Origin of the sequence: Streptomyces sp. NPDC005774, from assembly GCF_042871645.1 — a bacterium.
Taxonomy (GTDB): domain Bacteria; phylum Actinomycetota; class Actinomycetes; order Streptomycetales; family Streptomycetaceae; genus Streptomyces; species Streptomyces pratens.
In genome coordinates this window covers 41171-53006 of sequence record NZ_JBIAIV010000030.1, presented here as the reverse complement: position 1 = coordinate 53006, position 11836 = coordinate 41171, and the positions used below count along the sequence as shown (strand labels likewise).

Here is an 11836-nt window from a genome sequence, read left to right as displayed (position 1 = left end):
ACTACGGCGCCGCACAACACGGTGTTCACGATCACAGCACGGTCCCGATGCTTTTCGGTCCGGACTGTGAGAACACTCCCAGTCTTCTAACCAGCGGACACGTCATCGAACCCCCTTCATCGACAACCATCAGGGGCCTGAACCGGCCGTTCGACAGGGACGGCCCGTACGTACACCGGCGAGGAGCGGCACAGCGCCTCATTTCAGCCGGGGGCGAACGCTCACTTCGGCACCGCGAGTTCGAACCACACGGTCTTGCCGACCTCGCCGGGCCGGGTGCCCCAGCGGCGGGTGGTGCGGGCGACGAGCTGCAGTCCGCGTCCACCCTCGTCCCCGGGCCGGGCGACCCGCTCGTGCGGAAGTTCCGGCAGCGGGTCGGAGACCTCCACCCGCAGAACCGGGTCGAGGCCGAAGGGGCGCCACAGGCAGACGTCTATGGGGCCGGTGGCGTACCGCAGGGCATTGGTGACCAGTTCGCTGACCAGCAGGGTCACGAGATCACCGACGCCGTCGAGGCCCCAGCCGTGCAACTGGGCCCGGACCCTGGAGCGCGCGGCACCCACGGCGCCCGGGTCGGCGGGGAAGGTCCACGTGACGTGGTCGCCTCCGGTGTCGATCACGTGGATCACTTCCGTCACTTCCCTGTCGGCAAGTCCACCCACACCCTTCTCCATGGGGACTAATAGTCCTATACCCGACATTCGGGGCCGAATACCGTCCGTGCGGCGCATCATGGCACCCCCGGCGGCGGGACGGCTCCCCGCCCCGCCGCCCCGCCCCGCGTCACCGCCGAACGCCACCGCCCGCCCCGGCCGCTCCGCGCTCCGGCGCTCACACGGGCGCGAGGGCTTCTTCCACCAGCCCGGCGGACAGCCAGCGCACCCCCGCCTCGGCGCTGTACTCACCACCGTCCGGGGCGATGTGCCGCAGGAAGCCCAGGTCCTGGCCGATGGTGACGACGGGTGGTTCCACCACGCCCCTCGGACGGCGCTGGCCCGGCCCGACGGCGGCGAGCAGCCCGTTGCACAGACACTGCCGGCCCTCCGTCTCCTCGAGGGTTCCGCCCTTGCGGACATGGGCGGCGGCGGGCTCCGCCGGGCAGCGGTAGCCGATGGTGCCGCGGTCGGTGCGATACAGGGTCCGCAGACAGCCCAGGTCGCAGACGCGGGTACGGACGGCACTCGTTCCCGCGTCGGCGAGGGTGCCCGGCAGGTCGGCGACCTTGAACGGGAAGGAGGTCGGGGAGGCCGCCGGATCATTACGCACCGTCAGCTCACCCGCGAGCTCACGCACGATCAACTCCCGCCGCAGCCCTTCCCCCAGGCCCGACTCCTCGCAGAGCGCGAAGACGCTGCCGACCTGAACGCCCGCCGCGCCCGCCGCCCTGGCCCGGCGGACCTGCTCCGGTCCGCACCGGCCGCCCGCGATCCAGAACGGCAGACCGAGAGCGGCCATCCTCGTGAAGTCGGGTGTGTCCCGGGGTCCGTAGACGGGGTCACCCTGCTCGTCCAGGCGCAGGGGGCCGCGGGGCGGGGCGCCGTGGCCGCCCGCACTGTACCCCTCGACGACGAATCCGTCCGGCCTGGTCTCCTCGTCGCGGTTCAGATACGCGGCCAGGGCGGGCAGCGAGACGATGGCCAGGACCCGGGGCCGGCGCAACGGACCGGGGCCGGCCCCGCGCAGCACCGGAGCAGGGTCGAAGCGAAGCTCGTGCGGCTGGTCGTCGCCGTCCACGTCCACCCGTGCGAGAACCGGCTCCCGCCGGGCGAGCCCGCGCGCGATCCGGGGGACCTGCGCGGGAATGCCCGCGCCGACCAGGACGTAGTCCACGCCGGCCAGGATCGCCCCGAACATCGCCGGGAGGGTGGCCGGCTGGACCTTCTCCAGGTAATCGACGCCGACCGGGCCGCCGTGCCCTTCCTTGGCCAGCCACACCTCGCAGAAGTTGGCGACAACGGTCAGCGACCGGGACGGGCACGTCTCGGCGGCCGTCATCAGGGGCGTGGCCGCGAACCGCTCTCCTTCCCGGATCCCGCCCTCCACGAAGTACCGGTCCCGGACCGACCCGGCGAGTTCCGGTACGGGAAAGGCCGCCAGCGCCCTCCTGAGGTGCCCTCCTGGGTCACCGGACTGCAGCCCCCGGATCAGCAGGGTGTCGAGGGCCGTACCGGAGACCACGCCCAGCTGCCCGGTCCGCGCGACGGCCCGGGCGAGCCGCCACCCGGACACCCCCAAGCCCATTCCCCCCTGGATCAGCCAGGGCAGTTCGGAAGTTGTCCGGGGTGCGTTCATGAACCCCCACTCACGTTCGCCGCAGGGCCGCAAGCCCGCAGTGCCGCAGTGCCGCGGGGAGCCAGCCCGGTACCGTAACTTACGGCACCGTAGGTACGTGCGGGCACCCGGGTGCCCGCGAGGATCCGCGCAGGCGGTCCGCCCTCGAACGGGAACAGGAGCGGGCGGCCGCGTGACGTGAAGCGGGGCGGGATGGGACGGGGTGGGCTACGCGAGGTCGCCGGCAGCGGCCAGATCGTCGAAGAGCGACTGGTCGACGGGAGGCACCCGGTCCCGGTCGGCGTACGAGAACCAGGCCACCTCCTCGATCTCGCTGCTCGGCACCAGTTCCCCCCGGTACTCGGCGGTGTAACAGGCCATCCGCACGACGGCACCGGCCGGGAGGCCGGGCCCGCCGGCCTCGTACGTCCCCACATGGGCAGCGGTCCGCGGGTCGAGCACAACCGTCAGCTCTTCCTCGATCTCGCGCAGCAGGGTCTCCAGGTCGCTCTCCGCACCCTCGCGCTTGCCGCCGGGGATGTAGAAGACGTCCTTTCCCCGTGGCCGCGCGCAGAGAATCCTGCCGCCCTCCACATGCACCCACGCCACCGTGTCGATCAGGACCGACATCACTCCGCCTTCACCCTGGGAAACCCGGTCGGGCAGGACCTTAGCGGGGCGGCGTCACGCTTCGACCTGTACCTGTACCTGTACCTGTACCTGCGCACGGCACGTCCGACGGTCGCGGACCGCGACCGGAGCCGTCCGGGCTCCCCCTCACGAAACCCGACGACTCCCCGCCCGGCGACCGACTCGCCCGCGGAACGCCGGCCACTGCCCATGCCCGGCCGGGTCCGTGGGAAATCAGTCGGCGGGTGTCGCGTTCCGCCCGATGCGCTCGACCCAGTACAGCCGCTTGTGCCCGCGGCCGTCGAGACTGTCCGCGATCTTCTGCGCCTCGGCGCGGGTCGCGTACCGGCCCACGCGGTAGCGGTTGCCGTTGTCGTCCTGTCGCACCACGAGCCAGGGAAGCATGGACGCACTGTCGTTCATCGCATCCCTCCGCTTCCCGTCCGCGACCCGTGCCACGCCCCACCCGGTAAGGAATCCCCAATCCGCATATGCCCGAGCGTACGCCTTACCTTCACGCAGCGAATACGGCTTTGCACAATAAGGTACGCAACCGGCCATGACGCAGGGGGCGCATCGCGGCGAATGCGCCGTACACAAGTTCGATGCATACGGTCAGGGACATACCGCCCCCACGCCCGCCTCCCGGGGGCCACCTGCGAGAACGGCCAGATTCGTACGGCGCCCGAACGGGCATGCCGCTGCCCGTCCGGGCGAGCGAACGCCCGGGCGGGGCGCAGAGGGAGCGCTTCAGGGTCGGCGACGGCTCGGAGTCGCGGTCCGTGACGGCCTCCGGTTCCGGCCGCCGGTTCGGCTACTTCACCGGGAGGTGGTACGCGACCCGGTACCGGTCGGCGGGGATCACCACGTCGGCCGTCTCGACCGGGCGGCCCGAGGCGTAGTACGTGCGCTGGATGACCAGGACGACATGGCCGGGGACACCGCCGAGCAGCACCAGTTCCTCGGCGAGGCCGGGGCGGGCGCCGACCTCCTCGGTCACGTTGTCCACGATCATGTCGATGGCGCGCATGCGCTCGACCACGCCCATGCCCCCGAGGGGGCCCTCCTCGGGCAGCATCACGGGCGTCCGGCCGGTCAGGGCGAGCGGCTCCCAGGACGTGGAGAGCATCATCGGCTCGCCGGCCTCCCGGAAGAGGTATCGAGTGCGCATCACTCTGTCCCCCGGCTCGACCTCGAGCCGCTCGGCGACGGCCCCGCGGGCGTCGGTCTGCTCGCTGCTCGACTCCCAGGTGCCGTGCACGTCCCCGTCCGCCTGCTCCTGCCGGAAGGGGGTGGCGCCACGCTCCGGACGGAACCCGGAACGGGCCACGCGCCGGGGCACGGGCTGCTCACGGACGTACGTCCCCGAACCGGAGCGGCCCTCCACGAGACCCTCCGCCATGAGCACCTTGCGCGCCTCCAGCGCGACCGTGTCGGAGACGCCGTACTCCTCGCGGATCCTCGCCTGGGACGGAAGGCGGGTATGCGGGGGCAGCCGACCGTCGACAATCTTCTTACGGAGATCACCCGCGACGCGCAGATACGCCGGCTGCTCACCGAATGTCACTGGCCGCTCCCATCAGGTTGTACAGACAGCGACAGCGTGGCAACCGCAGGTTGTACCAGGCAAGTAAAGGCCAAAGAATCACTCGAAGTGATGACAGGCTCCGGCGGGGGTCTTCACGCAGGCTCTTTCTCCCCGCTACAGCGAGCCTCACACCTCGATACGGTCCTCATCGGCACCGTCGTCCCCGGCCCCGTCCTCGTCGTACGTGGGCGGGGTGGTGGCCAGGCCCAGCGCCTCGCGCGCGGTGACCGTCTGCCGGGGGTCGCTGAACTCCCACCCGTTGTCGGAGTGCTCGTAGAAGGTGTCCACGTCGTCGGCCCCGGCGGCTTTCGCCCATGCGGCCTCGGCCTTCTCGAGGTTACCGGCGAGATCCGTCACCGGCCCCTCGGCGCCGGCGGGCCACTCGTGCTCCCGCAGCATCCCGCTCTGCTCGGCGAGCGCCCCGGCGAGCTCCCGGGCCCACTCCTTGTGGCCGGGCAGGTCGTCCTCGACGGACTCCGACTCGGGGACCTCGTCCAGCGCCGCGTTGATGACGTGCGTGCTCTTCAGATAGGCCACCTGGTGTACGTCGAGCGTGGTCTCGTCCTGGCGCAGCGAACCGGTGAGGGTGGCGTTCTCGTCCTGGTTGCCGAACACACAGGTGATCACGCGGTCGCCGTAGCGCCAGCTCTCCCGGGACGGGGTGAGGTGGTACACGTCCACGTCGGCCGGCAGGGCCCAGCCGTCCATGGCGTAGGCGTCCTGGAGGGCGTAGCACCGGTCGTCGGCGGTGTCGGCGAGGCTTTCGTCGCCCGGGTAGGAACCGTCGGACAGGAGGACGACGCCGAAGACCTCCCCGTCGTGCTTCCCTTCGCACGGCACCCGGTCGGCCTCGGAGGCCCAGCCCACCAGGCCGCCGGGCGAGTCGAAGCACTCGCCCTTCTCGAGAGTCTGGATCTCGTTGCCGCGCATCCCCTGGAGGTCGTCCCAGGAGTCGGCCGTGGCGCCGGAGAGGACCAGCCCCACCCATGCCACCATCCCGGCGGCGGACATCACGGCCCCGCCGATCGCCATGCCCCGGCCCTGCTCCCCCCGCCGGCGGATCTGCCGCAGCGCGACGAGCCCCAGCACGAGCCCGAGGACCGGCACGATCCACAGGATGCCGAAGACGAGCGAGGCGATGGCGAGACCGTTGGTGGGAGGCGGGGGCCGGAACCCGTACGGGCTGTAGGGGGTATGGGGGCCATTGGCGCCGTACGGCCCGTACGGCCCGTACGGCCCGTACGGGCCTTGGGGGAACTGCGGTGGTGGATAAGCCCCTTGGGGCTGGGGAACGGGGTACTGGCCCTGGGGGTGCGACCCCTGGGAGCCCTCGGGCTGCTGGGGCCCGGCGGGCGGGGGTATGGACACGAGTACCGTGCTCCTGGTTCTGCCGTGCTGTCGCGGAGAGGTGCATGCGCTGGTGCGGGCCGACATGCGGCTCCGCGCATCGTAAGCGCGGCCGGACAGGGCAATGAGGGGTACCCCTGTTCGAGCCGGGCCGAGTCCGGCACACCTCCCGCGCACACGCCTCGCCCCCGCGGCGGACGACCGGATCACCGGCCCGGAGCCCGACCACGGGGACGAGGAAGAGGAAGAGCGCGAAGGGGACGAAGGGCCGGGCACCTGCCCGCGGGCCGGCCCCGTCACATCAGAACTGCAGGGCCCAGCCGTTCAGCCGGCCCGTGTCGCGTGTGTAGTTGTCGCTGACCCGCAGCTTCCACGTGCCGTTCGCGGCCTCCGAGGAGGCGTTGACCGTGTACGTGGTGTCGATGTTGTCCGCGCTGCCGCCGGTGCCGTACGCCTTCAGTGTGTACACCGAGCCGTCGGGGGCGACCAGCTGGACCCGGAGGTCGCCGATGTAGGTGTGGGTGATGTCCACCTCGACGGCCAGGTCGGAGGGCGCGTTGCCGGAGACTCCGGAGACGGCTATCGGGGTCTCGACGGTGGAGTTGTCGGCGATGGCGACGCTCTGGGTGCTCTCGAAGCGGTCACCGGTGGGCGGCGGGGTGGTGCCACCCTCCCCGACCCGCAGCAGGAGGTTGGGCGAACCGGTGCCCGGGTTGCCGACGACGCCGCTGGTGGCGGCGGAGGTCAGTGCGGAGGAGACCTGGGCGGGGGTGGCCGAGGGGTTGGCGGCCAGGTGCAGGGCGGCCGCGCCGGCGACGTGCGGGCTCGCCATGGACGTACCGGAGATGGTGTTGGTGGCCGTGTTGCCCGTGTGCCAGCTGGAGGTGATGGAGGAGCCCGGGGCGAAGATGTCCACGACCGAGCCGTAGTTGGAGTAGCTGGCGCGGGCGTCGGTGGAGGTGGTGGCGCCGACGGTGATCGCCTCGGTCACCCGGGCCGGGGACTTGGTGGAGGCGTTGGTGGACTCGTTGCCGGCCGCGACGACGAAGGTGATGCCGGCATTGACCGCGTTGCGCACGGCCGCGTCGAGGACGCTGTCGGCGCCGCCGCCGAGGGACATGTTGGCGACGGCCGGCTTGACCGCGTTGCGCGCGACCCAGTCGATGCCGGCGACGACCCCGGCGGTGGTACCGGAACCGGCGTTGTTCAGCACGCGGACGCCGACGATGTCGGCCTTCTTGGCCACACCGTGGGCGGTGCCCGCGACGGTGCCCGCGACGTGGGTGCCGTGGCCGTTGCCGTCCTGGGCGACGTTGTCGTTGTCGACGGCGTCGTAGCCGTGGGAGGCGCGGCCGCCGAAGTCGCTGTGCGAGATGTGGACGCCGGTGTCGATGATGTACGCCGTCACGCCCTGGCCGGCCGAGTCCGGGTAGGTGTACGAGCTGTTCAGCGGCAGGTTCGCCTGGTCGATGCGGTCCAGGCCCCAGGAGGGCGGGTTGTTCTGGGTGGCGGTGGTGTGGAAGGTCCGGTTCTGGACCACGGAGGCGACGGCCGGGTCGGCGGCGAGACGTTTCGCCTCGGCCTCGGAGGCCTCGATCTCGTACCCGTTGAGCGCCTTGGTGTAGGTCCGCTCGATCTCGGCGCCGTACTTCTTGGCCACGGCGCGGCCCTCGGCGGAGCCGGACTTCGCCCGGTCCGCCTTCAGGGTCACGATGAAGCTGTCGCTGACGGCGTTCGCGGCGCCCTCGTACTGGATGTGGCCTTCGGCGGCAACCGGGGCCGCGCCGGCGGGGAGCGCGGAGACCAGGCCCGCCATGAGCGCCGCGCTGGTCGCGACGCCGAGAGTGGCCAGTCTTCGGTGGGGGTGACGCATCAACGCCATGTGAGGGTTCCTCCTGGGTCGGGGTGCGTTGCTGTGGGGGGTGGTGCTGTCGACGCACGTGCCGTGGGTGTGGCACAGCCGAACACGGATGACGTGCCCATGACAATAGCTACTGTCGGAACAACCGCGTGCGTCAGTCGAAAGATTGAGGGTTCCACAGGAATCGCACAAGAGGGCCCACGCGAACGAAACAGCCCCGCCATGCAGGCGACATATGTGCCGACCCGCCGGCCTCCCCCGCCCATGAAGCCCATGAAGCCCGTGAAACTCTTGAAACCCAGGGCAGCGAGGGCGCCGAGACGGTGCGGCGAGCCGCACATGACACCGGCCGACCGGCCGCCGAGGGTACGGCGGCCGGTCGGCCGGTGTCATGAGGGCGCGTCAGGAGCCGCTGCGCGGCTCGTCTTCGTGGTGGCGGGCAGAGGCCCTACCGTGCCGCGTCCGGCGCCTTGACGGTCGTGAACGGCAGCACGAGCCGGGAGGGGTGCTCGGCGTCGCGGTAGATCTTGTGGGTGACGGGGCGGCCCACCGGCAGGTGGAAGGCGTCCGGCGGCAGCAGCGCGTTGTGCTCGTCGGCCAGCGGCTCGGCGTTGGAGAGCTCCACGACCAGCTTGTGGCCCGGCAGGAACGTCGCCCCGAACGGGTAGACGCGCAGCACGTACTCCTCGATCCTCCCCGGCTCGACCGGCACCGCCCGGGTGTGCGGGTGGTGGGGGTCGCCCTCCGTGGTGCGCTCCTCGTCGAGCTCGCGGTGCGAGGCCTTGAGGTAGGCGGTCGTGATGAGCTGGCGCTTGCCGTTCGGGGCCTCGTCCCACATGCGCAGGATGAGGTTCGTGTCGGGCTGGTCGATCTCCACGAAGAGGTGCGCCGCGCCCTGGCCGATCATCTCGGTGGGCTCGGTGAACGGAGCGGTGCTCCAGTTGAGGATCTCCACCTTGTCGGTCACCGTCAGCGGCGCCTGGTAGAAGCCGTCGGGGGCGGCGTACTCGGTGCCCATGAGCTCGGGTTCGAAGGACAGCTTGCGGCGCGGGCGCAGGTAGAGCGACTTGTGCTCCACGTCCTTCGGCGGCCACTGCGCGCCGGTGACGGTCTCGCGCGAGCCCTCGACGTGGACGGTGACGGCGGGCTCGTCCATGATCCCGTTGTCGATGCCCTTGAGCCAGTACTCGTACCAGCGGAACATCTTGTCGTGCTCTTCGATGAAGGGGCGCGACTGCATCGGCGGGTAGGGGCCGATGTCGAGCTTCTTCGGGCCCTTCAGCGACTTGTACAGCTCGATGGTGCCGTCCATCGTCCAGCCGCGGCCCTGGTCGATCTGGAGCCAGACGGGGATGTCGATGTTGGGTGCGAGCGTGATCGGGTTGCGCTCCTCGTACCACTCGCCGTCGACCTCGTTCATCACGATGTCGAACCAGGCCTCGTGGTTCTTCGGGTAGTTCAGCACATGGACCAGGTTGGGCCAGGCGGCCACGTCCGGGTCCCGCAGCCGCTCGGCGACCTTCTCCTTGATCTCCTCGGGGGAGAAGGTCTCGAGCATGCGGGACTTGACGCCGTCGGTGAAGGCCCAGCCGGAGTCGCCACCGCGGCCCTCACGAGCGGCGCGCGGCATGAACCACATGACGCCGCCGTGGTAGGTGGTCTCGTAGAAGTCGTAGTGGCCGCCGCTGACGAAGATCGCCTTGAGGCTCGGCGGCCGCTCGGCCGCCGCCAGCACCTGCATCGAGCCGAAGTAGGAGATGCCGATCATGCCGACGTTGCCGTCGCACCACGGCTGCTGGGCGACCCACTCGATGAAGTCGTACGCGTCCTGGCCGAGGGAGACGCCACCGGCGTTGTAGTTGCCGATGTGCTCGCCCTCGGAGGCGCCGGAGCCGCGCAGGTCGCCGATGACGTGGACGTAGTCCTCCTGGACGACGCGCGCGATGTCACCGGCCTCGATGCAGCCGTCCCACATCGGGCTGGGGCGCCGCTGCGGCGGCGTGGTGAGCGCGAGGGCCTGCAGCTCCTTGCCGTACGGGCTGAGCGCCACGAGCGCCGGCCTCGGCTTGTCGTCGACGCCGCTGTAGGTGTCGGCCGCCAGCATGACACCGTCGCGCATCGGCACTCGGAGATCCTTGCGGACGGCGATCTCCTGCCGGCCCGCCCGGATCGTCTGGAAGTCGGTCATGAGTGTGAAGCTCCTCCGGGGGTCTGGGGGGCGTCCCCCAGGACAGTGCGGTACGAGTTCTGGGGGTGCTGCGTGCGGTAGCCGTGCATCGACGTGAAGAACGGCGACGGCTCGAGCGTGGGGTCGCCGGTGTAGCCGAGGCCCTCGGCCACGCCGGCGAAGGGGGAGTACGGCGAATCCGTCTCCTTCAGGCCGGCCTCCAGGCAACCGCAGGCGGCCGAGGCGACCCGGCCCTCGACGGAGAGGCTCTGGTCGATGGCCTCCCGGGCCTGGAGGGCGTCCAGCTCGACGCCGTACGGCGTGCCGTCGGCACGGCGGTACGGGTGTCCGAGGTACAGGTGCTGCGGACGGATCTCGTCGCGCAGGTACTCCAGGCTGGTGCGGTAGGCGACCGGGTCCGTGTAGCCGGGGAAACCGTTGGCGGCCCCGTGGACCTGCACGGAGTCGCCGACGAACACCGAGCGCTGCCCGTCGACGACGTAGGCGACCGATCCGGGCGTGTGGCCCGGTATCGAGTGCACCGAGACGGTGACGTCGCCGCCGAGGGAGAGGGTCTCGCCGCCCTTGACGAGCAGGGTGGGCTCCATCTCGCCGGAGATGACGGCCTTCGCCGCGGCCGTCACCTTCGCCTCCCCCTCCGGGTCGCCCAGGTACCGGCCCCGCCCCGCGAGGTACTCCTCCACGTGGGCCCGCCGCGAGCGGAGCATCGGCGCGTCGGCCTCGTGGATCACCACCTGTGCCCGCCGGCCGGTGAGCTCCCACAGGGCGTACGCCCCGCCGACGTGGTCGATGTGACCGTGGGTCAGCAGGATCCAGCGCACATCCTCGATACGGCGCCCGATCGCCTCGAGGGCGGGAGCCATCCCTTCGGCGGGCGAGGAGCCGATCCCGGTGTCGACGATCGCCGGCTCGGGTGCGTCGATGAAGAAGCTGTAGAGACCGAACCGGCCCCACGGCGAGACCAGGGGATGGACGGTGGCTGCGTGCGTCATGGTCCTCTTTCCGAACTCGTACGCGGTCGGCCGGGTCAGCGCCGGCCGAGGAAGTCGCGCGTCTCCTCGAAGACCCTGTGGTACTCCGGGATCCAGGAGAAGTGCTGGACGAATCCGTGGCCCGCGCCCTCGTAGCGGCTCACCGTCGCCTGCACGCCGGCCTCCTGCAGCCGCCGGCCGTAGAGCTCGCCCTCGTCGCGCATCGGGTCGTACTCCCCGGTGACGACGAGGGCCGGCGGCAGCCCGGTGAGGTCCGCCCGCTTGATCGGCGAGACGAGCGGGTCCGCGGGGTCGGCGCCGCTGTCGATGTAGAAGGCGTTGAAGGGCTTCAGCCCCGCCGTCTCCAGGCCGTAGCCCACGGCGTTCTCCCGCAGTGAGGCATAGCGGTCGACGTCGAAGTCCAGGTCGAGCGAGGGGTAGTAGAGGATCTGGTGCGTGATCCGGTCGAAACCGTCGTCGTGCGCCTTGGCCGCGACCGCGGCGACGAAGGTGCCGCCGGAACTGTCGCCGGCGACGGCGAGGGTCGTGCCGTCCCAGCCCAGGCTCTCGCCCTCCTCGGCGGCCCAGCGCACGACCGCGTAGCAGTCGTCGAGACCGGCGGGGAAGGCGGCCTCGGGCGCCAGGCGGAAGCCGACGGAGACGACCTTGAGCCCGGTCTCCTTCGCCAGCGAGCGCGCGACGTGGTCGTGCGTCTCCAGGCTGCCGAGGAAGAAGGCACCGCCGTGGAAGTAGACCAGCACGCCGTAGCTGTCGGCCTCGGCCGGCGTGTAGATCCGTACCGGCACCTCGCCCGACGCCGTCCGTGCGGTCACGTCCTCGACCGCGTGGAGCGGCAGGCGCTCCTCGAGGGGAGCGACGTGGGCCTCGTCCCCGGCGCGCATGGCGACCGGGTCGAGCGGGCCCCCGGGCGGGGCCGGCAAAGTGGCGAGGAACTTGGCGATCTCGGGGTGCAGGGGCAT

10 protein-coding genes are annotated in these 11836 nt (G+C 71.1%); all 10 read right to left on the bottom strand.

From position 1 onward, the window contains the following. Nucleotides 1-221: 221 nt before the first annotated feature. Nucleotides 222-674: an ATP-binding protein gene (locus tag ACFYQA_RS24870; protein WP_388921813.1), complete on the bottom strand. Its 453-nt coding sequence runs from the start codon at nt 672-674 to the stop codon at nt 222-224. A 157-nt stretch (nt 675-831) separates the two neighbouring features. Next, nucleotides 832-2292, bottom strand: a complete 1461-nt coding sequence (locus ACFYQA_RS24865) for a nitronate monooxygenase (protein ID WP_388921810.1) — start codon at nt 2290-2292, stop codon at nt 832-834. A 207-nt stretch (nt 2293-2499) separates the two neighbouring features. Then, complete coding sequence (locus tag ACFYQA_RS24860; RefSeq protein WP_388921807.1) at nt 2500-2901, bottom strand: NUDIX domain-containing protein; 402 nt, start codon at nt 2899-2901, stop codon at nt 2500-2502. Nucleotides 2902-3135: 234 nt separating this feature from the next. After that, complete coding sequence (locus tag ACFYQA_RS24855) at nt 3136-3324, bottom strand: SPOR domain-containing protein (protein WP_388921804.1); 189 nt, start codon at nt 3322-3324, stop codon at nt 3136-3138. A gap of 391 nt (nt 3325-3715) precedes the next feature. After that, the gene (locus ACFYQA_RS24850) at nt 3716-4468 is read right to left on the bottom strand and encodes a GntR family transcriptional regulator (protein ID WP_386403028.1); all 753 of its coding nucleotides are present in this window, start codon (nt 4466-4468) and stop codon (nt 3716-3718) included. Between the two features lie 147 nt (nt 4469-4615). Next, complete coding sequence (locus ACFYQA_RS24845; RefSeq protein WP_388921801.1) at nt 4616-5857, bottom strand: DUF4190 domain-containing protein; 1242 nt, start codon at nt 5855-5857, stop codon at nt 4616-4618. Between the two features lie 280 nt (nt 5858-6137). Further along, nucleotides 6138-7718 carry a S8 family serine peptidase gene (locus tag ACFYQA_RS24840; protein ID WP_388921798.1) on the bottom strand — a complete coding sequence of 527 codons (1581 nt, stop codon included), beginning with the start codon at nt 7716-7718 and terminating at the stop codon, nt 6138-6140. A 427-nt stretch (nt 7719-8145) separates the two neighbouring features. After that, complete coding sequence (locus ACFYQA_RS24835; protein WP_388921795.1) at nt 8146-9885, bottom strand: CocE/NonD family hydrolase; 1740 nt, start codon at nt 9883-9885, stop codon at nt 8146-8148. Continuing rightward, nucleotides 9882-10877 carry an MBL fold metallo-hydrolase gene (locus tag ACFYQA_RS24830; protein ID WP_388921792.1) on the bottom strand — a complete coding sequence of 332 codons (996 nt, stop codon included), beginning with the start codon at nt 10875-10877 and terminating at the stop codon, nt 9882-9884. The genes ACFYQA_RS24835 and ACFYQA_RS24830 overlap by 4 nt, the downstream gene beginning before the upstream one ends. Before the next feature lie 35 nt (nt 10878-10912). After that, entirely contained in the window at nt 10913-11836 is a 924-nt protein-coding gene (locus ACFYQA_RS24825; protein ID WP_388921789.1) for an alpha/beta hydrolase, read from the bottom strand.